Annotated in this window: 34 protein-coding genes; 10 read left to right on the forward strand and 24 right to left on the reverse strand. The window is 39.5% G+C overall.

The features are described from left to right. Position 1: 1 nt before the first annotated feature. From rpsH to rpsL, 19 genes are read right to left on the reverse strand one after another with little or no spacing between them, the layout of a single operon-like run. Positions 2-400 (reverse strand): 30S ribosomal protein S8, encoded by a 399-nt coding sequence (rpsH, locus tag AC4PL9_RS06080; RefSeq protein ID WP_343789730.1) that lies wholly within the window; start codon positions 398-400, stop codon positions 2-4. Positions 401-419: 19 nt separating this feature from the next. Continuing rightward, positions 420-734: a 30S ribosomal protein S14 gene (gene rpsN / locus AC4PL9_RS06085; RefSeq protein WP_343789733.1), complete on the reverse strand. Its 315-nt coding sequence runs from the start codon at positions 732-734 to the stop codon at positions 420-422. Between the two features lie 6 nt (positions 735-740). Beyond that, a complete protein-coding gene (gene rplE / locus AC4PL9_RS06090) occupies positions 741-1,292 on the reverse strand; it encodes a 50S ribosomal protein L5 (RefSeq protein ID WP_491603875.1) in 552 nt (183 codons plus the stop codon). Next, a complete protein-coding gene (gene rplX, locus AC4PL9_RS06095) occupies positions 1,292-1,609 on the reverse strand; it encodes a 50S ribosomal protein L24 (RefSeq protein ID WP_491603876.1) in 318 nt (105 codons plus the stop codon). The genes rplE and rplX overlap by 1 nt, the downstream gene beginning before the upstream one ends. Positions 1,610-1,625: 16 nt before the next feature. Continuing rightward, the gene (rplN, locus tag AC4PL9_RS06100; protein WP_491603877.1) at positions 1,626-1,994 is read right to left on the reverse strand and encodes a 50S ribosomal protein L14; all 369 of its coding nucleotides are present in this window, start codon (positions 1,992-1,994) and stop codon (positions 1,626-1,628) included. 9 nt (positions 1,995-2,003) lie between these two features. Beyond that, positions 2,004-2,261 (reverse strand): 30S ribosomal protein S17, encoded by a 258-nt coding sequence (gene rpsQ, locus AC4PL9_RS06105; protein WP_491603878.1) that lies wholly within the window; start codon positions 2,259-2,261, stop codon positions 2,004-2,006. Between the two features lie 26 nt (positions 2,262-2,287). Further along, positions 2,288-2,482 carry a 50S ribosomal protein L29 gene (gene rpmC, locus AC4PL9_RS06110; protein ID WP_343789748.1) on the reverse strand — a complete coding sequence of 65 codons (195 nt, stop codon included), beginning with the start codon at positions 2,480-2,482 and terminating at the stop codon, positions 2,288-2,290. Between the two features lie 9 nt (positions 2,483-2,491). Then, complete coding sequence (rplP, locus tag AC4PL9_RS06115; RefSeq protein WP_343789751.1) at positions 2,492-2,923, reverse strand: 50S ribosomal protein L16; 432 nt, start codon at positions 2,921-2,923, stop codon at positions 2,492-2,494. A gap of 32 nt (positions 2,924-2,955) precedes the next feature. After that, positions 2,956-3,681, reverse strand: a complete 726-nt coding sequence (gene rpsC, locus AC4PL9_RS06120) for a 30S ribosomal protein S3 (protein WP_343789754.1) — start codon at positions 3,679-3,681, stop codon at positions 2,956-2,958. An 8-nt stretch (positions 3,682-3,689) separates the two neighbouring features. Then, entirely contained in the window at positions 3,690-4,088 is a 399-nt protein-coding gene (gene rplV / locus AC4PL9_RS06125; protein ID WP_491603879.1) for a 50S ribosomal protein L22, read from the reverse strand. Positions 4,089-4,106: 18 nt separating this feature from the next. Then, complete coding sequence (rpsS, locus tag AC4PL9_RS06130) at positions 4,107-4,385, reverse strand: 30S ribosomal protein S19 (protein WP_343789760.1); 279 nt, start codon at positions 4,383-4,385, stop codon at positions 4,107-4,109. Between the two features lie 7 nt (positions 4,386-4,392). Continuing rightward, the gene (rplB, locus tag AC4PL9_RS06135) at positions 4,393-5,217 is read right to left on the reverse strand and encodes a 50S ribosomal protein L2 (protein WP_491603880.1); all 825 of its coding nucleotides are present in this window, start codon (positions 5,215-5,217) and stop codon (positions 4,393-4,395) included. 11 nt (positions 5,218-5,228) lie between these two features. Further along, positions 5,229-5,525, reverse strand: coding sequence for a 50S ribosomal protein L23 (rplW, locus tag AC4PL9_RS06140; protein WP_491603881.1), 297 nt, complete (start codon positions 5,523-5,525; stop codon positions 5,229-5,231). A gap of 6 nt (positions 5,526-5,531) precedes the next feature. Continuing rightward, the gene (gene rplD / locus AC4PL9_RS06145; RefSeq protein WP_491603882.1) at positions 5,532-6,158 is read right to left on the reverse strand and encodes a 50S ribosomal protein L4; all 627 of its coding nucleotides are present in this window, start codon (positions 6,156-6,158) and stop codon (positions 5,532-5,534) included. Next, on the reverse strand, positions 6,149-6,769 hold the full coding sequence (rplC, locus tag AC4PL9_RS06150) for a 50S ribosomal protein L3 (protein WP_343789772.1): 621 nt from the start codon (positions 6,767-6,769) through the stop codon (positions 6,149-6,151). The genes rplD and rplC overlap by 10 nt, the downstream gene beginning before the upstream one ends. A gap of 18 nt (positions 6,770-6,787) precedes the next feature. Continuing rightward, positions 6,788-7,093 carry a 30S ribosomal protein S10 gene (gene rpsJ, locus AC4PL9_RS06155; RefSeq protein ID WP_343789776.1) on the reverse strand — a complete coding sequence of 102 codons (306 nt, stop codon included), beginning with the start codon at positions 7,091-7,093 and terminating at the stop codon, positions 6,788-6,790. A 12-nt stretch (positions 7,094-7,105) separates the two neighbouring features. After that, a complete protein-coding gene (gene fusA, locus AC4PL9_RS06160; RefSeq protein ID WP_491603883.1) occupies positions 7,106-9,211 on the reverse strand; it encodes an elongation factor G in 2,106 nt (701 codons plus the stop codon). Positions 9,212-9,225: 14 nt separating this feature from the next. Next, entirely contained in the window at positions 9,226-9,696 is a 471-nt protein-coding gene (gene rpsG / locus AC4PL9_RS06165; RefSeq protein WP_343789781.1) for a 30S ribosomal protein S7, read from the reverse strand. Positions 9,697-9,714: 18 nt separating this feature from the next. Further along, entirely contained in the window at positions 9,715-10,092 is a 378-nt protein-coding gene (gene rpsL / locus AC4PL9_RS06170; RefSeq protein ID WP_343789784.1) for a 30S ribosomal protein S12, read from the reverse strand. A 301-nt stretch (positions 10,093-10,393) separates the two neighbouring features. Between rpsL and AC4PL9_RS06175 the strand changes: the two genes are divergently transcribed. Further along, a complete protein-coding gene (locus AC4PL9_RS06175; RefSeq protein ID WP_491603884.1) occupies positions 10,394-12,670 on the forward strand; it encodes an ATP-dependent helicase in 2,277 nt (758 codons plus the stop codon). On the opposite strand, the gene AC4PL9_RS06180 is transcribed toward AC4PL9_RS06175, so the two are convergent. Continuing rightward, complete coding sequence (locus tag AC4PL9_RS06180; protein ID WP_491603885.1) at positions 12,667-13,053, reverse strand: hypothetical protein; 387 nt, start codon at positions 13,051-13,053, stop codon at positions 12,667-12,669. The genes AC4PL9_RS06175 and AC4PL9_RS06180 overlap by 4 nt on opposite strands. 221 nt (positions 13,054-13,274) lie before the next feature. Here AC4PL9_RS06180 and AC4PL9_RS06185 point away from each other — a divergent pair, with 221 nt between their 5' ends. Next, a complete protein-coding gene (locus AC4PL9_RS06185; RefSeq protein ID WP_491603886.1) occupies positions 13,275-14,693 on the forward strand; it encodes an ArnT family glycosyltransferase in 1,419 nt (472 codons plus the stop codon). Between the two features lie 60 nt (positions 14,694-14,753). On the opposite strand, the gene AC4PL9_RS06190 is transcribed toward AC4PL9_RS06185, so the two are convergent. Beyond that, a complete protein-coding gene (locus AC4PL9_RS06190) occupies positions 14,754-16,823 on the reverse strand; it encodes an OmpA family protein (RefSeq protein WP_491603887.1) in 2,070 nt (689 codons plus the stop codon). Between the two features lie 26 nt (positions 16,824-16,849). Then, positions 16,850-17,959 (reverse strand): tetratricopeptide repeat protein, encoded by a 1,110-nt coding sequence (locus AC4PL9_RS06195; RefSeq protein WP_491603888.1) that lies wholly within the window; start codon positions 17,957-17,959, stop codon positions 16,850-16,852. A gap of 197 nt (positions 17,960-18,156) precedes the next feature. On the opposite strand from AC4PL9_RS06195, the gene murB reads away from it, so the two are divergent. Next, positions 18,157-19,164, forward strand: coding sequence for a UDP-N-acetylmuramate dehydrogenase (gene murB / locus AC4PL9_RS06200; RefSeq protein ID WP_491603889.1), 1,008 nt, complete (start codon positions 18,157-18,159; stop codon positions 19,162-19,164). Here murB and AC4PL9_RS06205 read toward each other — a convergent pair. Further along, entirely contained in the window at positions 19,161-20,846 is a 1,686-nt protein-coding gene (locus AC4PL9_RS06205) for an RluA family pseudouridine synthase (protein WP_491603890.1), read from the reverse strand. The two genes, murB and AC4PL9_RS06205, sit on opposite strands and share 4 nt — an antisense overlap. A 106-nt stretch (positions 20,847-20,952) precedes the next feature. On the opposite strand from AC4PL9_RS06205, the gene AC4PL9_RS06210 reads away from it, so the two are divergent. Next, positions 20,953-21,672: an EI24 domain-containing protein gene (locus AC4PL9_RS06210; protein WP_491603891.1), complete on the forward strand. Its 720-nt coding sequence runs from the start codon at positions 20,953-20,955 to the stop codon at positions 21,670-21,672. A 5-nt stretch (positions 21,673-21,677) separates the two neighbouring features. Here AC4PL9_RS06210 and AC4PL9_RS06215 read toward each other — a convergent pair whose 3' ends face one another. After that, positions 21,678-22,031, reverse strand: a complete 354-nt coding sequence (locus AC4PL9_RS06215) for a winged helix-turn-helix transcriptional regulator (RefSeq protein WP_491603892.1) — start codon at positions 22,029-22,031, stop codon at positions 21,678-21,680. A gap of 97 nt (positions 22,032-22,128) precedes the next feature. On the opposite strand from AC4PL9_RS06215, the gene AC4PL9_RS06220 reads away from it, so the two are divergent. From AC4PL9_RS06220 to AC4PL9_RS06245, 6 genes are all read left to right on the forward strand, one after another. Further along, positions 22,129-22,761: an NAD(P)H-dependent oxidoreductase gene (locus tag AC4PL9_RS06220; protein ID WP_491603893.1), complete on the forward strand. Its 633-nt coding sequence runs from the start codon at positions 22,129-22,131 to the stop codon at positions 22,759-22,761. A gap of 91 nt (positions 22,762-22,852) precedes the next feature. Next, on the forward strand, positions 22,853-23,338 hold the full coding sequence (locus tag AC4PL9_RS06225) for a GNAT family N-acetyltransferase (protein WP_491603894.1): 486 nt from the start codon (positions 22,853-22,855) through the stop codon (positions 23,336-23,338). Positions 23,339-23,341: 3 nt separating this feature from the next. Beyond that, positions 23,342-24,169 (forward strand): AraC family transcriptional regulator, encoded by an 828-nt coding sequence (locus tag AC4PL9_RS06230; protein ID WP_491603895.1) that lies wholly within the window; start codon positions 23,342-23,344, stop codon positions 24,167-24,169. 103 nt (positions 24,170-24,272) lie between these two features. Further along, positions 24,273-24,701 carry an OsmC family peroxiredoxin gene (locus tag AC4PL9_RS06235; protein ID WP_491603896.1) on the forward strand — a complete coding sequence of 143 codons (429 nt, stop codon included), beginning with the start codon at positions 24,273-24,275 and terminating at the stop codon, positions 24,699-24,701. Between the two features lie 86 nt (positions 24,702-24,787). Then, the gene (locus AC4PL9_RS06240; RefSeq protein WP_491603897.1) at positions 24,788-25,234 is read left to right on the forward strand and encodes a GNAT family N-acetyltransferase; all 447 of its coding nucleotides are present in this window, start codon (positions 24,788-24,790) and stop codon (positions 25,232-25,234) included. Positions 25,235-25,365: 131 nt separating this feature from the next. Beyond that, positions 25,366-25,796: hypothetical protein (locus AC4PL9_RS06245; RefSeq protein ID WP_491603898.1), on the forward strand; the 431-nt coding region annotated here is incomplete at its 3' end.

A 25,796-nucleotide genomic window follows, 5' to 3' on the forward strand; every position in this document is an offset into this window, starting at 1 on the left:
ATTAATATACGTAGCAAACAACTTCTCCACCTACATTCTCTTTACGAGCTTCCTTGTCTGTAATAAGACCTTTAGAAGTGGAAATCATAGCGATTCCCAATCCGTTAAGAACGCGTGGCAAACTTGATGCATCGCAATACTTTCTTAAACCTGGTTTACTTACGCGATCCAAACGTGTGATCGCATTTTTCTTCGTTACGGGATTGTAACGCAAAGCGATTTTAATAACACCTTGCTTTCCATCCTCTTCGAAACGGAAGTTATCAATATACCCTTTGTCGAAAAGAATTTTTGTCATCTCTCTTTTCATGTTTGAACCAGGGATTTCAACAACTTTATGATTCGCTCTGACCGCATTACGAATACGTGTCAAATAATCTGCTATAGGATCAGTATACATAATTTTCCTATTAATTCAATTACCAACTTGATTTCTTAACTCCCGGGATCTTTCCATTCAAAGCCATTTCACGGAATGTTACCCTTGAAATACCGAATTGTCTCATATATCCACGAGGACGACCCGTAAGTTTACATCTATTATGCAATCTTACTTTTGAAGAGTTAGCAGGCAACTTCTGTAATTTCATCATCGCCTCCCACTTCGCTTGCTGCATTTCTTCTGAATCATCGCTAGATTTCAAAATCTTTGTCAATTCTTCACGTGTATTTGCATAGCGAGCAGCTAACCTTTCTCTTTTGCGCTCACGCGCTTTCATTGATTCTTTTGCCATTTTCTTCTATTTTTTTGTGAATGGGAATCCAAAAGCATCAAGCAGCGCCTTTGCTTCTTCGTCGCTATCAGCTGATGTAACAAAAGTAATATCCATACCCATAATACGGTTCACCTTATCGATATCGATTTCCGGGAAAATAATGTGTTCTTTAACACCCATATTAAAGTTTCCGCGTCCGTCAAATCCTTTCGCATTAACTCCACGGAAGTCACGTGTACGAGGCAATGCAACAGAGATCAAACGATCAAGGAATTCGTACATTTGATCACCTCTAAGAGTAACCTTTGTACCAATTGGCATTCCTTTTCTCAATTTAAAGTTTGAGATATCCTTTTTAGATATTGTAGCTACAGCCTTCTGACCAGCAATCATTGAAAGGTCACTAACAGCAGAGTCAACCAATTTCTTGTCACCTACTGCGTCACCAATACCCTGGCTGATCACAATTTTCTCAATATGCGGAACAGACATTGGTGTCTTGTATCCGAATTTTTCAGTCAAAGAAGCGATAATTTCGCTCTTATACTTTCCTTTAAGTCTTGGTTGGTAACTCATTACTTAATCTCCTCCCCAGTCTTTTTAGAATAACGTACTAATTTTCCATTTGCGTCTGCACGACGACCAATACGTGTAGGCTGGCCGTTAACAACAAGTAGCAAATTAGAAATATGAATTCCTGCTTCTTGTTCAACAATACCACCCTGAGGGTTAGCCGCACTTGGCTTCACGTGTTTCTTAATCACGTTCACACCTTCTACAAGCGCACGGTCCTTCTTTCTGTCAATAGCGATAACCTTACCGCTCTGACCTTTTGATTCACCACTCATTACCTGAACAGTGTCTCCTACTTTAATGTGTAACTTCTTTTGCATGACGTTTTACATTTTTTTAGAGCACCTCAGGTGCAAGTGAAACAATTTTCATGTAGTTATTCTCACGAAGTTCTCTCGCGACTGGCCCGAATATACGAGTACCACGCATTTCTCCCGCTTGATTCAAAATAACCACGGCGTTGTCATCGAAACGAATATAAGAACCGTCAGGACGACGTACTTCTTTTTTCGTTCTAACTACTACGGCCTTAGCAACGCTTCCTTTTTTCACGTTCCCAGAGGGCACTGCACTCTTGACAGCTACAACAATTTTATCACCAACCGAAGCGTATCTTCTTTTCGTTCCACCTAGAACGCGAATACAAAGTACTTCTTTGGCACCGCTATTGTCTGCTACTGCAAGTCTTGATTCCTGTTGTATCATTACTACAAACTATTTAGCTCTTTCAACAATTTCTACTAATCTCCAGTTCTTTGTTTTTGACAAAGGACGAGTTTCCATGATTCTCACAGTATCACCGATACCTGATTCATTTTTTTCATCGTGGGCGACAAATTTAGTAGTTTTTTTTACGAACTTACCATATTTTGGGTGTTTTACTTTTCTTTCTACTGCAACAACTATGGATTTTTCCATTTTATCGCTAGTAACAACACCGATTCGCTCTTTTCTTAAATTACGCTTCTCCATTATCAAGCTTATTTAATTACTAGGCCTTATGCCTGTTTTTGTCTTTTTGTCAACTCAGTATTTAAACGAGCTACGGTTTTGCGAATTTCACGGATCTGCATTGGGTTTTCCAATGGAGAAACTACGTGTGTCAACTCTAGTTTCTGCAACTGATCTTTAAAGTCCGCGATTCTTTCCTGTAGATCGCCATCTGATAGTTGTACGATTTCTTGCTGTTTCATAACTCGTTATTATTTAGCAGTTGGAATAACATAATCGTTTCTAACTACAAACTTACATTTAACGGGAAGTTTCTGAGCTGCCAAGCGCATTGCTTCTTTGGCAGTTTCATAAGGTACACCGTCTGCTTCAAACATAATACGTCCAGGTTTCACAACTGCTACCCAATGACTAGGAGCACCTTTACCTTTACCCATACGTACCTCTGCTGGTTTTGCAGTAACCGGTTTGTCCGGGAAAATACGAATCCAGACTTTACCTTCCCTTTTCATATAACGTGTAACGGCGATACGTGACGCTTCAATCTGACGAGAAGTGATCCATCCCGGTTCAAGCGCTTTCAAACCGAAGGAACCGAAAGCGATTTGTCCTCCACGATGTGCAAGACCTCTATTTCGTCCTTTCTGTGCTTTTCTAAACTTCGTTCTTTTTGGCTGTAACATTTTACCAAGTTTTTACAGGTTGTAAAACCTAATTACTTTTTCTTTCTTCTCCCACCTTTTGGTGCCTGACGACCAGAAGTTCCGGCTCCTGACCCTTTAGCATTTTGTCCGATGTTCGGAGAAAGATCTCTTTTACCATAGACTTCACCTTTACAGATCCAAACCTTAATTCCGATTCGGCCGTAAGTTGTGTGAGCCTCCGACAATGCGTAATCGATATCTGCACGGAATGTATGCAATGGTGTTCTACCATCTTTGTACATTTCATCACGCGCCATCTCAGCACCATTAAGACGTCCGGAAATTTTCACCTTAATCCCTTCAGCACCCATACGCATTGTTGATGCGATAGCCATTTTAATCGCACGACGGAAAGAAATACGAGCTTCGATCTGACGGGCAATACCATCTGCCACTAATCGTGCATCCAATTCAGGACGTTTGATTTCAAAGATATTAATCTGAATATCTTTTTTTGTCAGCTTCTTAAGCTCTTCTTTCAGTTTGTCAACCTCTTGACCACCTTTACCAATGATTACACCCGGACGAGCCGTGTTGATAGTAACGGTTACCAACTTAAGTGTACGCTCAATAATTATCTTAGAGATACTCGCTCTGGATAAACGAGCCTGAAGATAACGACGGATCTTGTGATCCTCAAGCAATTTATCGCCATAGTTATCTCCACCATACCAATTAGACTCCCATCCGTGGATGAAACCTAGTCTATTTCCGATTGGATTCGTTTTTTGTCCCATGCTTTCTCCTAATTATTTACGCCATCAACGATGATGGTTACGTGGTTTGACCTTTTTCTAATTCGATGTGCTCTACCCTGAGGAGCAGCCTGAATTCTCTTCAGCATTCCTGCCGGACCTACTTCAATAGATTTTACTACCAATACCTCTTCTTCAAGAGATTTATCCTCATTCTTCTGCTCCCAGTTAGCGATAGCTGAACGCAAAAGTTTTTCAAGGTAAACGGAAGCATCCTTTGGATTATGTTGCAATACATTTAGAGCCTTATTTACTTCAACTCCCCTTACAAGATCTGCAACTAATCTCATCTTTCTCGGAGAAATCGGACAGTTACGAAGTTTAGCTATCGCCAAATTCTTTTTGTCCTCTTTTAACTTCTCGGCTCTTAGTCTTTTTCTAGCGCCCATAGTCACTACAATTTTTTACTATCTTCTTTTATCTTTCTTATTACCACCGTGACCTCGGAAGTTTCTGGTTGGAGCAAACTCACCAAGTTTGTGTCCTACCATGTTTTCCGTCACGAAAACAGGAATAAACTTATTCCCATTGTGAACTGCAAATGTCATCCCAACAAAATCGGGGGTAATGGTTGAAGCTCTTGACCATGTCTTGATCACGCTCTTCTTTCCTGACTCTTGTGCCTCTTCCACACGTTTTGCCAACTTATAGTGAACGAAAGGCGGTTTTTTTAACGAACGGCTCATAAGCTACTTATTTCTTTCTTTTTTCAATGATAAACTTATTCGAATACTTGGTTTTCGAACGCGTCTTGTATCCTTTAGCTGGCATACCATTACGCGAACGAGGGTGTCCTCCTGATGAACGACCTTCACCACCACCCATCGGGTGATCAACCGGGTTCATCACAACTCCACGAACTCGTGGACGACGACCTAACCATCTGCTTCGACCTGCTTTACCAGAAACAATAAGGTTATGCTCTGAGTTCGATACAGCTCCAATTGTAGCCATACACTCAACCAACACCATTCTAGTTTCCCCTGAAGGAAGCTTAACAATTGCATACTTACCGTCACGCGCATTAAGCTGAGCGTAAGTTCCGGCACCACGTGCAATAGCACCACCTTTTCCAGGCTTCAATTCAATGTTGTGGATAACAGTACCCAACGGAATTTCAGAAAGTAACAATGCGTTTCCTACTTCAGGTGTTGCACCTTTTCCGGAAACTACTGTATCCCCTGCTTTTAATCCTTCGGGAGCGATAATGTAGCGTTTCTCACCATCAGCATAATACAACAATGCAATTCTTGCTGTTCTGTTCGGATCGTATTCAATTGACTTTACTGTAGCCGGTACACCTTGTTTGTCACGTTTGAAATCGATAACACGATAACGTTGTTTGTGACCACCACCGATGTAACGCATAGTCATACGACCATCATTGTTACGACCACCAGACTTTTTCTTGGCAGCCAGCAAGCTTTTTTCAGGAGCCCCCTTGGTTACTTCCGAAAAATCGCTGATGATTTTGTGTCTTTGCCCTGGAGTTGTAGGCTTTAATTTTCTAAGACCCATTTCAAATTTTCTTAAATGTTACTATACAAATCAATCGTCTCTCCTTCAGCAACAGTAACTACAGCTTTTTTCCAAACGCTGTTACGCTGCTCAACGATACCTCTGTTTGTGTACTTCACAGAAGGCTTTCCACCACCATAGGTTAATGTACGAACTGACTCTACAGTCACTCCGTACATCTTTTCGATGGCTTTTTTAATTTCAATCTTATTTGCCTTTCTATCCACAACGAAAGTGAAACGGTTGTTCAACTCACTGTCCAACGTAGCTTTCTCTGTGATAATAGGCTTTTTAATAATCGTGCTCATTTCGAATTAGTTTAATACCTTTTCAATTACTTCAATTGAGCTTTCTGCTAAAACTAGCTTACCGGCATTCATGATATCGTAAGTGTTCAACGAATCAGCTGTTACGACCTTAGCACGCTGAAGGTTACGTGAAGACAAAAATACATTGTCATTCTTAGCTCCAATTACTAACAATACTTTCTGATCGTTCAATTTCAAATTCCCCATCAAAGCAACAAAATCCTTTGTTTTAGGAGTATCAAAGTTGAAATCTTCCAACACCATGATATTTTCCCCCTGTGCTTTGTAGCTCAATGCCGACTTACGTGCCAAACGCTTCAATTTTGTGTTCAATTTGAAGCTGTAGTTACGCGGACGGGGTCCGAAGATACGTCCACCACCAACACGAGTTCCGGACTTAATACTACCTGCACGAGCTCCACCGGTACCTTTTTGTTTCTTGATCTTACGTGTACTTCCGACGATTTCACTTCTTTCTTTCGCCTTGTGTGTTCCTTGACGACGGCTAGCCAGGTAATGCTTCACGTCCATGTAAATTGCATGATCGTTTGGCTCAATTCCAAAAACCTCGTCAGAAAGTGTTACACTTTTGGAAGTAGCTTTTCCTTTGGTATCTACAATCTTTAATTCCATTTCTCAATAATTACTGTTGAACCTTTTGGTCCGGGAATCGAACCTTTAACTACTAACAAATTCTTATCAGTCAACACTTTCAGAACTTGTAAGTTCTCGATCATTACTCGCTTGTTACCAGTCTGACCAGCCATGCGCATTCCTTTGAATACACGTGCAGGGTACGAAGCAGCTCCAATCGATCCAGGTGCTCTCATTCGGTTGTGCTGACCGTGAGTTGACTGACCAACTCCACCGAAACCATGACGTTTCACAACCCCCTGGAACCCTTTTCCTTTAGATGTCCCTGTTACGTCAACGAATTCTCCTTCTTCGAAAATATCTACTGTAACAACATCGCCAAGGTTTAATCCCTCGAACTCTTCAAACTCTACTAATTTTTGTTTAGGCGTGGTGTTTGCTTTTTTGAAGTGTCCTTTCAAAGAACCTGGCGTGTTTTTTTCTTTACGCTCACCAAATCCTAACTGAACAGCCTCATAACCATCCTTATCTTGTGTCTTAACTTGCGTTACTACACAAGGACCAGCTTCTATCACTGTGCATGGTGTTGCCTTACCCTCGGCACTGTAGATACTAGTCATCCCGATTTTTCTACCAATTATTCCAGGCATCCTTTATTATTTAAATTATCAAACTTTAATTTCTACATCCACTCCACTTGGAAGCTCTAAACGCATCAATGCATCAACTGTTTTTGATGACGAACTGTAAATGTCCATCAGTCTGTTGTACGAACACAATTCAAACTGTTCACGCGCTTTTTTGTTTACGTGTGGAGACTTCAGTACAGTATAAATACGCTTGTGCGTCGGAAGTGGAATTGGACCACTAACTACAGCTCCTGTAGCTTTTACTGTCTTTACGATTTTCTCAGCTGATTTGTCAACTAAATTGTGATCGTATGACTTTAACTTAATTCTGATCTTTTGACTCATGCTACCTTTATATTAAGCAGTAATTTTTCCTTTAACTTTAGCAATAACATCCTCTGCAACACTCTTCGGACATTCTTCATAGTGAGAAAATTCCATTGATGAATTCGCACGACCTGAAGTAATTGTACGCAATTGAGTTACATATCCGAACATTTCAGAAAGTGGAACATCCGCTTTAACTACTTTCGCTCCATTTCTATCGTCCATCCCTTTAATCAAACCACGACGGCGGTTAAGGTCAGCAACAACATCTCCCATGTTCTCCTCAGGAGTAACTACTTCAAGCTTCATGATAGGCTCCATAATTACTGGTCTTGCTTTAGGCAATGCATTACGGTATGCCATTTTCGCACAGACTTCGAAAGACAATGAATCTGAATCGACAGCGTGGAAAGACCCATCCTTCAATTCAACTTTCAATGAATCAACAGGATATCCTGCCAATACACCATTAGACATTGCATCTTTGAATCCTTTCTCAACAGAAGGGATAAATTCTCTAGGAACGTTACCACCTTTAATGCTATTGACGAACTCAAGTCCTGACTTCGTTGGATCTTCCAATGGAGAAATTTCCACAACGATATCCGCGAATTTACCACGTCCACCAGACTGCTTTTTGTAAACTTCACGATGATCAACAGACCCTGTGATTTTCTCACGGTAAGATACCTGAGGAGCTCCCTGGTTAACTTCTACTTTAAACTCACGCTTCAAACGGTCAACAATGATATCAAGGTGAAGCTCACCCATACCACTAATAACTGTTTGTCCGCTTTCTTCATCTGTATGTACTCGGAAAGTAGGATCTTCTTCTGCAAGTTTCTGAAGACCTGTAGATAATCTATCCGTATCCGCTTGTGTCTTAGGCTCAATTGCCAATCCAATTACAGGATCAGGGAAATCCATAGATTCCAATACGATTGGTGCATTCTCAGCACACAATGTATCTCCCGTACGAATATCTTTAAATCCTACAACTGCACCGATGTCTCCTGCTCCAAGTTCATCAATCTGAATTTGCTTGTTAGCATGCATCTGGAAGATACGTGAAATACGTTCTTTGTTTCCTGAACGCGTATTTAAAACGTATGATCCTGCAGGTAGTTTACCTGAATAGGCACGTACAAAACATAGTCTTCCTACGTATGGGTCTGTAGCAATTTTAAACGCCAAAGCTGCGAACGGCTCATCATAAGAAGGCTTACGCTCTGCAGGCTCATCTGTTTTAGGGTTAGTACCCTGAATCGCTTCCTGATCCATTGGTGATGGCAATAGAGCCATAACGTAATCCAACATTGTCTGAACTCCTTTGTTCTTGAAAGAAGACCCACATACCATAGGAATGATTTTCCCTGAGATAGTAGCCTGACGTAATGCCGTCAACATTTCTTCTTCCGTAATAGAGTTTGAATCCTCAAAGAATTTCTCCATCAATGTATCGTCGAATTCAGCAACCTGCTCCAAAAGCATCTCACGGTACATTGTTGCTTCTTCAACCAAATCATCGGGAATTGGAACTTCAGTAAAGGTCATTCCTTTATCTTCCTCGTTCCAAACGATACCTCTCCAGTTTACAAGATCGACAACTCCTTTGAAGTCATCCTCTGCACCAATAGGTAGCTGAAGTGGAACTGCATTACTTCCCAACATTTCCTTAACCTGCTTAACAACATTAAGGAAATCTGCTCCTGAACGGTCCATTTTATTAACGAACCCGATACGCGGAACATTATAGTTATCTGCCAATCGCCAGTTTGTTTCTGACTGAGGCTCTACACCGTCAACTGCTGAAAACAAGAAAACCAGACCGTCCAATACACGAAGTGATCGATTCACCTCTACTGTAAAGTCAACGTGCCCGGGAGTATCAATAATGTTAACGTGGTATTCGTTGTTTTTGTAAGGCCACTTTACTGTAACAGCTGCCGAAGTAATGGTAATACCACGCTCCTGCTCCTGCTGCATCCAGTCGGTTGTTGCTCCACCATCGTGAACCTCTCCGATCTTGTGACTCAACCCTGAGTAATAAAGGATACGCTCTGTTGTGGTTGTTTTACCCGCATCAATGTGGGCAGCAATACCAATGTTTCTCGTAAATTTAAGATCTCTTGCCATTTCTTTTCTTTTTTTTAGAATCTGAAGTGAGAGAACGCTTTGTTCGCTTCAGCCATTCTATGCGTATCTTCTTTCTTCTTGAATGCAGCACCTTCTTCTTTTGAAGCAGCAATAATCTCTGCAGCAAGTTTAGCACTCATCGATTTCTCATTTCTCTTTCGAGAAAAACTTATCAACCACTTCATTGCAAGTGACTGCTTACGGCTATCTCGAACAGGAGTAGGGATCTGGAAAGTAGCTCCACCAACTCGACGGCTACGAACCTCAACGTTTGGAGTCACATTATCCAATGCTCTTTTCCATACTTCCAAACCACTTTCACCTTCAAGCTTTGATTCAATAACGTCAATTGCGTCATAAAATATTTTGAAGGCCAATCCTTTTTTCCCTGAATACATCAAGTTATTCACAAACTTTGTTACTACCACCTCGTTAAAACGCGGATCCGGCAGAATGGGAATTTTTTTCGCTTTTCTTCTTCTCATCTCTTAGAAAGCTTTAAATTATTTTTGTTTAGGTCTCTTTGTTCCATACTTAGAACGACGCTGTGATCTACCTTCCACTCCGGCAGTATCCTCAGCTCCTCGAACGATGTGATAACGCACACCAGGAAGGTCTTTTACCCTTCCTCCGCGAACCAACACCAATGAGTGTTCCTGTAAGTTATGACCTTCACCACCAATATAAGCGTTCACCTCTTTACCATTAGTGAGACGCACCCTAGCTACTTTACGCATAGCTGAGTTTGGCTTCTTAGGAGTAGTGGTGTAAACCCTTACACATACCCCTTTGCGCTGCGGACACGAATCCAAAGCAGCAGACTTGCTCTTCTTCACCGGTGCCGTGCGACCTTTGCGAACTAATTGTTGAATAGTTGGCATATTACCTCTTAACTTTTAATAATTACTATTTGCCCCAAAAACACATTTTGAGGGGTGCAAAGATAGAGAATTTTCGCTAGTACGCAATTAATCAGTTGATTTTCTTTTGGTTTTTTCACAAGTGTTTGTGAAAAAACTTTCCTCTTTTTCAGACAAGGCGACCATAACAACACCTAAAACCACTAATTAACAACAACTTACATGATATTTGTTAAGTATTAAACAAATAAAAACAAATACGTTTTTTATTTAACACTTAATCTTCGAGCTCTCAGCTACAAATATAATTAACTTTGTATTTATGGATTTTCTGAATGAGTTAAACCCAAACCAGTTTGAAGCTGCTACACATGTTGACGGCCCTATGATGGTTATCGCCGGAGCCGGATCCGGGAAAACAAAGGTTCTTACTTACCGTATTGCTTATCTGATGGAAAAAGGTGTTGACCCTTTTAACATTCTAGCTCTAACCTTTACCAACAAGGCTGCGCGGGAAATGAAAGAACGGATTGCTAATGTTGTAGGTGAGAGCGAAGCCCGAAATGTTACAATGGGAACATTCCACTCAGTATTTGCTAAGATTCTTCGTTATCATTCAGACAAAATCGGTTACCCGAACAATTTTACAATATACGATAGTCAGGATTCGAGAAGTCTTCTAAAATCCATAATAAAAGAAATGGGACTAGACGACAAGGTCTATAAACCAGGCTTAGTCCATTCCAGGATTTCATCTGCTAAAAACAATCTTATTTCTCCCCAACAATACGAGGCTAATGCAGAAATCGTAGGAGAAGATCGCATGAGCGGAAAACCCAAGCTCTTTATTATTTATAAACACTATGAAGCCCGCTGCTTTAAAGCAGGAGCTATGGACTTTGATGACCTTCTTTTTAAAACTAACGTTTTATTGCGAGACTTTCCTGATGTTCTTAATTTTTATCAGCATCGCTTCCGCTATATTCTTGTCGATGAGTATCAGGACACCAATTACAGTCAGTACCTCATTGTAAAAAAACTTGCCGCTCTTTATGAAAATATATGTGTGGTAGGAGATGATGCCCAAAGTATTTACGCCTTCAGAGGAGCCAATATTGAAAACATACTCAATTTCAGAAAAGATTATCCGGATTATAAGCTGTATAAACTAGAGCAAAACTATAGAAGTACAAAAAATATCGTCGATGCTGCTAACAGCATAATTGCTCATAATAAGGATCAGATTAAGAAAAAAGTCTGGACCCAAAATGAAGACGGGAATACAATAAAAGTTCTGCGTACACTCACGGATAATGAAGAAGGAAGAGTAATCTCGAATGCTATTTTCGAAGCAAAAAAGGCAAAGGGACTCGATTATAAAGACTTTGCAATACTTTATCGCACCAATGCCCAGTCTCGTTCGTTTGAGGAAGCACTTCGAAAATTAAATCTTCCTTACAAAATCTATGGGGGCTTATCTTTCTACCAGCGAAAGGAAATAAAAGATATTATCGCGTATTATCGCCTTGCTGCAAATCCAAAAGACGAAGAAGCATTAAAACGTGTGATTAATTATCCCAGGAGAGGAATTGGAAATACTTCTATGGAAGAAGTTACTGTCGCCGCTAACCGCTATGGTGTTTCTATTTGGGAGGTAATCTCCGACTTTCAGACTTACCCAGTTTCAATGAATACAGCAGCGAAGAAAAAGATGCAGGCTTTCGCCACCATGATTACCAGTTTTGGGATTAAATTGGAAACTACTCCTGCCTTTGATCTTGCACAGGAAATAGCACAATCATCCGGGATATTGAAAGAATTGTATGATGACCGCTCTCCAGAGGGGGTTGCCCGCTATGAAAATATTCAGGAGCTCTTAGCCGGTATCAAAGAATTTACGGTTTCTCAGGAAGAAGGTGTACTTGTCTCCCTGAGTGATTTCCTGATTGATGTCGCTTTGCTAACGGATGCCGACAATGAAAGTGAAGAAGACAGAAACAAGGTAACGCTAATGACTATTCACGCCTCAAAAGGATTAGAATTCCCTTATGTATACATTGTTGGACTGGAAGAAAATTTGTTCCCCTCTCAAATGTCTCTTCACTCTCGTTCGGAACTCGAAGAAGAAAGACGCCTTTTCTACGTCGCACTAACCCGCGCTGAAACAAGCTGTACATTGAGTTATTCCATGAGCAGATATAAATGGGGACAGGCAACAACCTCAGAACCCAGTAGGTTTATACAAGAAATTGACGAAAAGTTTTTACAACACGAAAGTCCGTACGCTTCTGGTTCAGGAAGATCTCTTAATACCTCAGGCTTATCTAAGCGATCTCTTTCTTCAGGGGAAGCCAGTAGCACGGGAAGAACAGGTAAAATGACGCCACTTTCTGCGGCTACAAAAAAAACAAATCCATCTTCGAATGCAACCGACGCAACACTCAAAGTTGGATACAACGTTCAACATGAACGATTTGGGAAAGGAAAAGTGGTAAAAATCGAGGGGGCTGACCCCGACAAAAAAGTAACCGTCTTTTTCCCAAAACACGGCCAGAAAGTTTTACTTATGCGATTTGCAAAACTGGAGATTCTGGATTAATCAATCCGGATCTTGAGAATACGAATTTCCTGCTCCCAGTCTAATTGCACAAAGTAAAATCCTGTTTTCAGATTTTCAGTAGGAATTGAAATACTCAAAGGAGTATGTGAATCTTCAATTAACTGAAAGAAAACCTCTTCACCTTTGGAATTAGTAAGCACTAAAGTGGCCCACCCCTGAATATCGCCGGTAATTCCAACTTCTATTGTTGAAAGGCTGTCTATTACATCAACGGATAATGTCAGACTACCATCTGTTTCAATTCGCGATGTAACACGGTTAGTAATTTCATCCGATTCACCTCCACCCGGAAACATAGTGGTTTTTGCTTGTAGGTTCATGCTCATTCCAAGGAGCAGAGTAAAGGCAATTTTCTTTTTCATTTGTCTTCTTTTGTTTTGACGCTGCAAAGATACGTGTACAAAAAGCCGTAAATCAAGGGTAATTAACTCATTTAAAGAAGACTTAACCTTTCACCTCTTCTATTAGGATTAGGGTAACACAAAAGTGATTTTATCATCACAATTTTTCTCCTTCCGGGTCGTTACCTATACTATTTAGAATAATTCACCTAATTTCGCATGAAATAAAAACATTCATTTACATGCTACTAAGCCCGGGCACGAAATTATATGCAATTTGGTTAGGATTATTTATGATTCTAACAGCTCCTTATCTCTGGGTTAAAAGTATGTTTATGGACGGTATGATCTATAGTGCTATTGCTCACAATTTATATCTTGGTAAGGGAAGTTTTTGGAACCTACAATTTACACAAACTCTTTATCCGCAATTCAACGAACACCCCCCTTTAGCTATGTGGATTCAAAGTAAATTCTACTTTCTATTGGGCGATAACTGGATTGTAGACAAATTATTTTCTCTTTTCACCTATCTGGTAATCGCACTCCTGATTCGTACAATCTGGCAACAACTTGGCTTTAAAAAGGAACTGGCATGGGGTCCTCTTCTATTATGGTCATTTATCCCGGTTGTTTTCTGGGCGAGCGGAAACAATGTACTGGAGAATACGATGAGTATATTCTTATTATCGGCTATTTTGCTTCTCTTTAATCATGAAAAAAGCTCTAATTATCGTTGGGTTGTTCTCGCAGGAATTATGCTGCTGTTAGGCTTTTTGACGAAAGGGTTTGTTGCGTTATACCCTCTCAGCTTTCCCTTCTTCAGTTATCTGATTCTGAAAAACAAACGTTTTTCTCAAATGCTTTTTACAAGTTTTTTGTTACTTCTGAGTCTACTCCTTCCTCTTCTACTGCTTTACTTTTTTTCCGATGCTGCACACACCAGTCTATCTGCTTATTTAGACAAACAGGTTGTAAGGAGCATATCCTCCATTCAAACCGTTGAGTCCCGTTTTTTTATCGTAAAACGCTTTCTATCAGAATTAATTCCTCCTGTACTTCTTGGACTATTGCTATTGCTTTTTACCAGAAAGAATTACCGCAAAATTGATTCTTCTCAAAAAAGAAATGCATTACTTCTTATATCAGTAGCACTCGCAGGTGTTTTACCCATTATGGTTAGTATGAAGCAAAGTGGATTCTACATCTTAACGGTATATCCACTCATCGCATTAGCCGGAGGAATTCTATTGAGCTCAAGTTTCGAAAGTATTCTCCACCGGATAAATACTTCTTTGCTGAATAGACGTGTGACTCTATTCCTCTCCGGTGGAATACTACTAACCGGAATACTGTTCGTTGTTTCCTATTTTGGAACCCCAGGAAAAGATGAAGAAAAAGTCATTCCTCTTCCTGAGTTTATTGCAGCAATTGGTAATGACAAAATGATCTCAATATGCCCATCCATGACTGCTGACTGGGGACTACATGCCTATTTCCAACGTTTTGGTTCAATAAGTCTTGACGCAAATCCAGAGTCCAGACACAACTTTCTCCTTATTGACAACACTCTCTGTGCTCTTCCTGAAGATCAGCTTCTGACTCCTGTTCCGACAATATCGGAACGATTCTTTTTATTCAAAAGAGAAGTCCAAAACTAGAAAAGGAACTACAAAAACTGCAGCTCCTTTTCCTATCAACAATCAATCTACTACAGATTATTAATTGGCTTTAATCTCAAATTCGGTTCTTCTGTTTTCCTGTCGTCCCTCTGCGTTACCATTCGAAGCGATTGGTCGTGATGAACCATACCCCATAGCTGTCATACGCTCTGCTGCAATACCTTTTGATTTCAGGTAGTTTACAACCGCCTCAGCACGCTCCTGAGAGAGTTTGTCGTTCAATGATGCTGACCCCGTATTATCAGTATGTCCTGAAATTTCAATCTTTAAACGAGGTACATCTTTCATTAATTTAACAAGACGTTCCAATTCGGCATTCGATTCACTTCTCAATGTAGACTTTCCAGTATCAAAGAAGATATTCCGCAAAGCAATTTTACTTCCTATTTTAATGTTTTTCAACCGGATTTCTTTATCTACAAGATTGTCTGCACTCCCGTTCGGGATATCAAAATTCTCCGAATGGAATAAATAACCATCTGCCTTAACAGCGATACCATAATTCTTTCCTGAATTAAGAGAAATAATAAACTTTCCAGTTGCACTGTTCGTGGTAAAATTCTGAATGACCTTACCAGTAGCATTATCCGTAATTTCGATCAAAGCCTCTACTGCTTTTCCCGTCATATCGTCCAGTGTTTTTCCTTTGAACACTGTCAAACTTTTCTTTTTAACCTCAACAGTTGCTTCTACCTCAGCATCTTTCATCGGCATAATAATTGATGCCAACAAGTAGTCCTCGGTAACAACTGCAGGTTGTTTTTCCGGCCCCCAAAAAGTTACTTTATAAATATCAAATCCTCCAGCTCCTTCATTGCGATTGGAAGCAATGTAAGCGAATTTCCCATTAGCTGTTGAGGCAAAAAAGAAGTCATCATACGGAGTATTGATTGGGTACCCCATATTGACCGGCTTAGTCCATTGTCCGTTTACCTTTTTTGACACGAAAATATCATATCCTCCCATAGACTCGTGACCTTCCGAAGCCATATACATGGTCTCCCCATCAAGGTGAAGAAAAACAGGCCCATCGTGGAAACGAGTATTAACCGGACTCACCATGACTCCCATTCCAAATGTTTTTTCCTTGAACGATTCTACACCTGACACCATAATATCAAATCCGTTTGATCGGTTTGCATTATCCCGTGCATAATACACCCGGTAATTATCGTAATCATAAGATGCGAAACGCTCGTTTGCCTTCGAATTGATATTATAATGCATTGCTTTGGGTTCCGACCAGTCCAGTCCTCTCAGAAAAGTTTCATAAATATCAGATTGCCCACCATTATCGCGATGAATAAGCATTTTTGTCCCGTCGTAATATAAGTTATTGGAAACCTCATCAGCAGCAGTGTTTACAGAACCTTTAAGCGGAAGAGCTTTCTGCCACTCTCCTTCAACAGAAGTCGAGCTATAGATATCCATATCATACCCCCCTATTTCATTCGGCGTATTCTTATTCGGACGATTTGATGAAAAAACAATCTCGGCTCCATCCGTTGTAATTGAAGGAGCTATTTCATCGTACTCAGTATTTAAAACAGAAACATTGTCCACCCACGCTCTCAGCTCGTTTCTTTCATACTGCTCTCCATGCTTACATTGTCCTTTTCGTTGTGATACAAACTTCGAAAAGTTATCTGATTTCTTATAATTATTCTCGAAAGTCTGAAACGATTTAACCGCTTCCTGGTATTTTCCCTGAAGGTGTAGCATTACTCCCTTATAATACGGTAGAAAAGGATCGCAGGCAGGATCAAGTTCATCTGCTTTTTGAATAAACGCAAATCCTTTATACGGCGAGGTGCTGTTAATATAACAAGCTCCTATTTTAAAGTTGAGTAGTGCATTATCCGGATTAAAAGTCTGTGCTTTTTCATACTCTTTCAATGCCAAATGAAAGTTGAAACCAGGTTCCCGGGTTTCAAAAATCGCCTGATTTGCCAACTCAAAATATGTATCTCCGGCTTTAATTGCCTCCGTAGCATTTTTAAATCCATCCTTATCATCCTTAAAGTTACCGGATTTAAATTCAATATTTTGGGCATGTATTGTTCCTGCAAGAAGTAGTAGTACAGGAAATAATAGTTTATATTTTATCATGTCTTTGTTCGTTTTTGATACAGGAATTAAAATCCGCAATTTGTAGAATTATACATTTTTCCGGCTGACTCTCCTAGTTGACCGGCTTTTTCCCAATCTTCACAAGCAGAAGACATGTCACGCAACATTTCATTTGCCATTCCTCTGTTCACATATGCAGGTCCATATTCTTTGTTTAGTTGGATTGCTTTGTCTGCATACTCCTTAGACTTTGCATAATCCTTTTTCTTAAACATCAAAGCAGAGAGATTAGAATATGCCGGAACATAATCTTTCTTCACAGAGAGTGCCTTTTCAAAATCAGACTTCGCATCATCTAACCTCCCCTGTTCCATTTGCGTTGCCCCTCTATTGTTCAATGCTAGGTAAAAGTTAGCATCAATACTAAGTGCTCGATTAAAAGCTGCCATAGCGCCCGAATAATCCTTCATATTCTTTTTCGTTGTTCCCAGATTGTTCAGGACAAAAACCAGATTTGGATTCTTCTTTAATGCAAGATCGTACTGTGCAACAGCTTTTGCATATTCACCTTTCATTCGATAACAACTTCCTTTATCATTGTATGCATACGCGAAATCAGGTTTAAGCTCAATTGTTTTATCAAACATGGTAATCGCGCCATCATAGTCTTGCTGAAGAAAGCGGAGGGTTGCGTAATTATACCACGCCTTATCATCTTTCGGATTTAATCCTACTGACTTTTCATAATCCTTCTCCGCTTCAGAGTATTTGTTTTTCCCCTGATAAGCTCTCCCTCGCTGGAAATATGCCTTTGTATACCCGGGATCTTTTTCAACCAACGCATTCAATGTTTTTACCGCTTCATCGTATTTACCGGCCTCATTCTCAGCTACCGCTTTATTATAATAAGCCGCAGTAAAATTCGGATCTGCACTAACGGATTTTGCAAACTCTTTTATTGCCTCCGAATATTGTTTTTTCTCAAAAAAAGAAATCCCTCTGTTGTAGGCTTCCTGCGACTGAGCAATAGCAGCATTTGTTTCGTTCAATGCAGTAATAGAATCCCGGTAGGCCTGTTCCCGGGGGGTCAGCTCAACTTCCTGTCCTCCCTGAGCGTACCCCATCTGTCCGAATGCCAAAACAGCTCCGAACATCAGCAAATTTTTTCTCTTCACATCAGTAGTTTTTAGTTCGTATTTATTTCCGTGGGATTATAAAAATAAGAGAATAATTTAAAACCGGAAGATTAAGTTTTCAACAGGAACAGCTATTTCACATATTGAGGTTTTGAAAAGTAAATTCTTAATAAGAATTAGTTGACAACCTCATTTCCCTTCTTAGTTCCCCCTATTTTTGTCAAAAAAAGACGTTTATGTTCCAACAAGACACAAAGCTTCAACCCTATAACACTTTTGGGTTAAATGTGACCGCAAAGTATTTTGCTTCTTTTGACTCAACAGACAGGCTTCGTCTTTTATTACAAAACCTCCCAACTGAGAACTTCCTTGTGCTCGGTGGTGGCAGCAATTTACTTTTTACCCAATCATACAATGGAACTGTGCTTCGTAATGAGATGAAGGGCGTTGAAAAAATAAAAGAGGATGAAGACTTTGTGTATGTAAAAGCAGGGGGAGGTGAAGTTTGGCACAACTTTGTCCTTTACACTATTGATAAAGGCTGGGGAGGGATCGAAAATTTGTCTCTTATCCCCGGAAGTGTAGGAGCTAGCCCCATGCAGAATATCGGGGCGTATGGCGTAGAAATTAAAGATGTTTTTGAGGAATTGGAGGCCTATCATATACCTACCGGCGAGATTCATACATTTACTAAAGAGTCCTGTCAATTTGGTTATCGTGAAAGTGTGTTTAAGCGAAAACTTAAAGGTCAGTACATCTTACTCAACGTCACCTACCGTCTATCTAAAAAACCGATTATCAATACCCGGTATGGTGCTATTAATGATGAACTACAAAAAGCAGGCATAACTTCCCCGACTATAAAAGATGTAAGCGATGCTGTAATACGTATCCGACAAAGTAAGCTGCCCAATCCGGCAGAGATCGGGAATGCAGGTAGCTTCTTTAAAAACCCTGTAGTAGAAAATATAATTTTGGAAAAAATTAAAATCGAGTATCCTGAAATCCCCCATTACCCGGTAGATGATCATTCAGCAAAAATTCCCGCAGGATGGTTAATTGAAAAAGCAGGATGGAAAGGAAAACGTTTTGGCAATTATGGTGTCCATACGCAACAAGCACTTGTCTTGGTCAACTATAATAATGCCGATGGAAAAGATATATTCAATCTTTCTCAGAAGATTATTGACTCCATAAAATCCGGTTTTGGAATTGAACTCGAAAGAGAAGTAAATATCATTTAAAAATCAGGAGCGACTTCAATTTCTTTCACTTCTTTCGTCACCGGATGAACAAATCGAATCCATTCGGCATGCAGGCAAAGCCGCTCGGATCGTGTTCCATACAAATCATCCCCCACAATAGGAGCCCCCAATCCTGAACTGTGTGCAGCATGTACACGTAACTGGTGCGTTCGTCCTGTTACCGGAAAAAAGTGAATTCGTGTTACGTTATTCTTTCTTTCCAGTACTTTGTATCTCGTTAAAGCGTGTTTTCCATACTCATAACAAACCAATTGATGGGGTCTATTATCTAAATCGACGCGTAAAGGCAACTCGATCTCTCCTTGTTCTTCATTTATTTCACCTTCCAGAAGAGCTACATATCTCTTTTCTACTTTTCTCCTTATAAACTGACTCTGCAAATGTTTATGAACCCGTTCTGTTTTTGCTGCCAGTAAAATTCCGGAGGTTGACATATCCAGACGATGTACTAACAACGGTCCTGTTGCATCCGGATAACGTACCTGAAGTCGTGTTAAAACTGAATCCCGAATTGTTTTCCCCGGAACCGATAAAAACTCATGCGGCTTATTTATGACGACAAGGTATTCATCTTCAAAAACGATCTCCAACTCTTTTCCTTCTGCCGGATTCTCCAACATCGGATTAGGATCTGTTTTCACTCCCTCCAGCATATACCCAAGAACAGGTTCACACTTGCTCCGACAGGCCGGGTAATAATTCCCGTGAACTCTCACCTCTGATTTCGGTGAAGCTCCCCACCAAAATTCAGCCATGCAAACAGGTCTGTACCCTTTTTCAAAAGCATACTGTATAAGTTTAGGAGCTGCACACTCTCCTGTTCCTGCCGGAGGAGTTCCCGCAGCCGTGGGCAAAAAGATCTCTATTACATTTTTCGTCTCTCCATAACCATTTAAAAAGTTGTACTGCTCAAATAGCTGCTTTTGCAACTGAGAAGAACGTTCTCTTCTCTCCTTTTTTAGCATTTCGATTTCCTGCAAAAAGTCATCTACCTTTTTCTCAGACTTCTCAATCTCTCTCTTCCAGTGCTGTGTCTGGTCCTTTAATGTATAATGTCCACGAATACTTTCCTGCCGCAACTCTTCCTCGATTTCCTTTCGGGTAATTTCTGACAGCTCCTGTATCTCTTTACGACGTTGATCCCGCCGGCGTTTTGCAGCCCTTAACTCGCCTTTTATTTCTTTCAGTTTCCGGTCTCTTTTTTCTATTGTCTGCTCAAGAATTTCCTGTAGTTCTTTTAAGTATTCCGAAGTTTCCAGCAATTCAATTTCCCGGTTCAATGCATTCAGCACCTCTTCTTCTTTTCGAAAAAATCCATCCTTCTCCAACATATCAAAAATTGGAGGAACAAAACCTTTATGTGTATTAGAGTCGGCAAGTTTTCCTGAAAAAGCGGATAAGAAACCTAATTTACCCTGTTGATTCTCCACCACAAGAACACCAAACATTTTTCCAATGACCAACCCCTCTTTCCCAGGAACAAGTCCAAAGTTATGATCCAATTTTACAGAAAGTTCTTCCAGATACTCCTGTAATTGTTCAGCTGCTTTTCGCGCCAATGTATGCGGGACATAGTAAAAAGGGTAGGTAAACCTTTCAGGTAAAATTACTTCGGAATTATCTTCCCTGAATTCATGAAAATACTCATCCCTTTCTTCCATCCTGCAAATTTAGTTCAATTCAGGAAGTATTCCTCACGGCTTCAAAAGAGTTTGTGATCCGATTCCCATTTTTATTATTTTAGCAGAAGTACAATTCTAAACAGACATGATCCAGCAATCCTTTGATGTTTTAAAACGTCTCCTTGAGTATAAAAAACTCTATTTATTTCTGATCCCCGGAGCATTAATCACATTGGGGTATCTTTTCTTTCAGTGGATTTTCGGATGGTTAGATACTGCTGATTCTCTTCCGGCAGATGCAGGTTGGTGGTCACGTCTAATGCACACAATAGAAGAATCCGGAAAGTGGATCGTACATTCTTTTTATCAATTCATCATGATTACCTTATTATCTCCAGTAATGGCCATCCTTGCAGAAAGAGCTGATAATTATCTTTCAGGAGCTAAATTCGATGGTGGACTTACCCGTATTCTGAAAGACCTGCTACGAACCATCATGATTGTCACTACAGCCTTTTTCTTCTTTTTTATTATTTATCTGGTATGGAATATGTTTGCTTGGATTGTAGGTCTAGGTTTTCTGACACCCTACATTATGTTTCTCGTCAATGCCTTTTTTATCGGGTTCGCTTATATGGATTATGCTTTGGAGCGTTACCAGTATTCCATTGGAAAAAGCTGGCAATATGGTGTAAAAAATTCGTGGGTAATGCTTGGTTTAGGAGCCCTCTTTTCTGCTATTTTCTATATCCCTTATCTGGGAGCCTTAGCTGCCCCGTTTCTCATTACCCTTCTCGCCACTGCTATATGGCACGTTAAAGAAGTACAAGGGAACACATCATCTCAGGATCAACCTCTCTTATAAAATTACTAATCGCGACCTGCCAGTTTTTTGCGGTGCTCCATCCCCCATTCTGCTAATTTATCGATTACCGGAATCAGCTTTTTTCCGTACTCGGTAAGTTCATACTGCACAGTTATGGGGCGGGTATCTTTCACAACCCGACTAATCAACATATTGATTTCCATCTCCTTCAATGACCGACTTAACATCTTTCCGGAAATACCGTCAATATCTTCCAGAATATCCGAGTATCTCTTTTTTCCATAATACAAGGAAGTCATGATATGAATTGTCCATTTCCCTCCAAGGACATACATCGCATCATTTATTGCCCTGACCTTCTTTTCACACGACCGAATCTGAGAGTCCTTTTTATCCATTGTAAGTTCCTTTGTTACCCGAAAGTAACTATTACTTTTTGAAATCTAGTGACAAAAGTAAACAAGAAATATTGAACTTTGCAAAAAAATAATTAAAATGGATTTACTAGAAGTATTAAACTGGCGATACGCCGTTAAAAAGTATAACAAGGATTTAGCTGTAAGTAATGAAAAATTGCAAGAGATTATTCAGGCAATTTCGCTATCCGCTTCTTCAACGGGACTACAACCGTATCGCGTATTTTTAATTAACAACTCTGAAATAAAGCAAGAGTTGGCTAAAAGCTCGTTTAATTCACAAATAGCAGAAGCTCCCCATTTATTAGCGTTCGCAGCATTTGACTCGATTTCAAAAGAACAGATCAGTGCTATGATTCGTCTCATGGCAACAGAAAGAAATATTCCCGAGGAACAATTAGCTGATTACAAAAACGCTCTTGAAACAACACTTCTGACCCGAAGTAATGAAGATAACTTTAACTGGTCTGCAAAACAAGCCTATATTGCTTTGGGAACAGCGATGATTGCAGCAGCAAATCTCCATGTAGATACCACTCCCATGGAAGGTTTCGATCCCGCGAAACTGGATGAGTTGTTACAATTAAAGGAAAAAGGACTAAAAAGTGTTTTACTTCTCTCTCTTGGATACCGGGACGAAGAAAATGATTTTCTTGCCAAGCAAAAGAAAGTCCGGTTACCCATCGAAGAGTTTGCCACTGAAATTCATTAAAAAATAGTTCATCGTTATCTGTTAAAACAAACGCAATAGTATTCCTCCGTTTTGTATATCTTTATCACTCTATTGCGTTTGTTTTAGGATAATGGAAATTCAATTCACAAGGCTGACTGAAATATCATCGACAGCGATTATCGAACTGATGAACCACCCGTTAGTACGCCGTCAGATGCCTCTACTCACTGATACCTTTACAGAAAAAGACTACACTGATTTCATCTTAAAAAAAGAAGAATTATGGTCTGATTACGGCTTTGGTCCATGGGCATTTACAATTCGGGGAAGATTCATTGGTTGGGGAGGGTTACAGTCTGAAAACACCAATACAGAAATAGCGCTTGTTTTACACCCTGACTTTTGGGGATACGGAAACGAGATCTACAAACGAATTATTGATTATGCCTTTAATGATCTTTGCTTAACCTCCGTTACTCTTTTATTTCCTTCCACCAGAACAAACGTTAACGGTCTATCTCGACTGGGGTTTAAACAAGAAAATATAATTATCATCGAAGGCTTAGAATTCACTCGATATCGCATAATGAATAGGAGAAAAGACATATTTGTATAAAAAATGGATCAGAAATTAAATTATGGTATTCAAACAGTTGAAAGACTCTCCTCTTCCCGCTCTGAAATAAGAAAACTCTATCCTTATAACAAAGTTGTCCTTCTGAAAAAAGGTAGTAAACTACTCATAGATTTCGACTGGCATATCTGTAATAGCGATACCATTTATTTTATTAATCCGAACCAGCACTTCATATTTCAGGACTCAAATGGAATACTTCTGTTCTTTGACCCTGATTTTTATTGTATTGAAATACATGATGACGAATTAGCTTGCGACGGGATTCTATATAGTAATGTATTCTCAACTACCTCTATCCCTCTCACTGAAACAGTAGGGTCAAAAGTTCAATTTATACTCCAAGAAATTCAGACGGAAATGCAATCAAAAGATTTCTGGACAAATGAAAAAATCAGGCTGTTAATAAAGTATATTATTATTGAATGTACAAGAGAATGGGTGAAATTAGAAGGGAATAAGCTGCCCCAGCTAACACGTGAACAAGAAATATCCAGACAGTTTAGCATACTTGTTGACAAATATCATTGTCAAATCCACAACATTCATAAATATGCGGAAAAAATGAACCTTAGTACAAAAACACTTCACAAGCACATTTCTACAAACTATGGGACTTCTCCCGGATGTATCTTAGCGAATAAAATTATTCTTGAAGCAAAAAAACTTCTTGTTCATACTACTTTAAGCGTAAAAGAAATAGCTTTTAAGCTCGGTTATAGTGACGCTTCCTATTTCAATAGGTATTTCAAAAAACAAACTCAATCAACACCCCTTCAGTTTAGAAAAGCATATCAGGAACGTTATAAATAGTCTCCTTCTCATGAAGAGATAAAAGTCCAGTAAACTCTCTTTTATCTACCATTTTATCCAATACTGTTCACTTAGTTTTGCACCAAACTAATAATATATCAATATGCAAGCTAATATTCGTGCTCACTGGAAAGGAAGTCTAAAGACAGGTAAAGGACATTTTACTTCCAGGAACCCCTTGCTTCACGAAACCGGATATCACTTTTCGGAACAACACCCCAACAAAAGGACAAGTGTACCTGAAGAATTTCTTGCAGCAGCTCATACTGCATGTTTTAACATGACTTTTGCAATGGTTTTGTCACAAAATGGACTTGAAGCCAACTTTATCACAACGGAATGCAATATTACTTACAGTGGAGATGAAGTCAGTGATTCTACATTACATGTAAACGCGAGTATTTCTGATATATCTCAGGATGAGTTTACTAGACTAATTAAAGAAGCAAAAGAATTATGCCCCATCGGAAGAGCTTTTAACTATCCAGTTTCAATTACCTCAGAACTTTTTCCACAAGAAAAAAGTGAATAATTGGACTACCGATTTATCCTGAAACTGGATGACAAACAACGCTTTCTTCCATTCTACTTTTGACATCAGTTAAAATTTGTAGAATTATGAAACATGTAATTAAAAAAGCAAGTCTGGAAGATCTTGATGAGGCAGCGGATCTGTTCAATCAATATAGAGTTTTCTATCGACAGGAATCGGATTATGAAAAAGGGAAATGTTTTTTAAAAGAACGGCTTCTCAATAATGAATCAGACATTTTTCTGGCTTTTACAGACGGAAAAGCTGTAGGGTTTGTTCAACTCTATAAGTTATTTCACTATATCAAACTACAAAAACAATGGTTATTGAGTGATTTGTTTGTTCATCCTGACTATCGTGGAAAAGGAATCTCCGTTTCATTAATTGATAGAAGTAAACAATGGTGCGTAGAAACTAATGCCTGCGGATTAATGCTTGAAACAGAAAAAACAAATTTGGTTGGAAACAATTTGTATCCCCGATGTGGTTTTGAAGTAGACAGCTTACACAATTACTACCATTGGTGGAAGTAAAAAACAGGAGGGATACTATCCCTCCTGTTTTTTTATATATACTAATAAACCGGTGTAGTATCTGTAACACAAGTTACATTTCACTCCTATTATCCTACCTAACTTTGCACTTCACATAAACACAAAGTAATATGTTAAAAAGAGTCATGGTATTCATCGGGATCACCTTTTTATCTGTTTCTTCCTTTTCACAGGAACAAACAAACACTATTTCTACAAAAACAGTTAAAACACTTAGTAAAACTCCGGATTATGCAATGGGGGTGTCGACTGAGAAACATCTTAAAGCAGCTATTCAACTTTTTCAACAACTTGAAACCAGTGGAGTCACCATCAATAACTTCGAAATTGTAGTGTGGGGCAAAGTTGTTTCTGAGTTAAAAAACGGCGGAGAATTAGCGAAACTGATTAGCGGTCAGGTAAAAGGCAAACTCAAAATCACCGTTTGTAATGTCGCATTGAACTTCTTTGATATGACCAAGACGGATATTCCAAATAACGTGGAAATAATACCGAATGCATATATCCGCATGTATGAACTAAATGCTCTTGGTTACAATAC

The sequence above is a fragment of the Wandonia sp. genome (assembly GCF_984588085.1).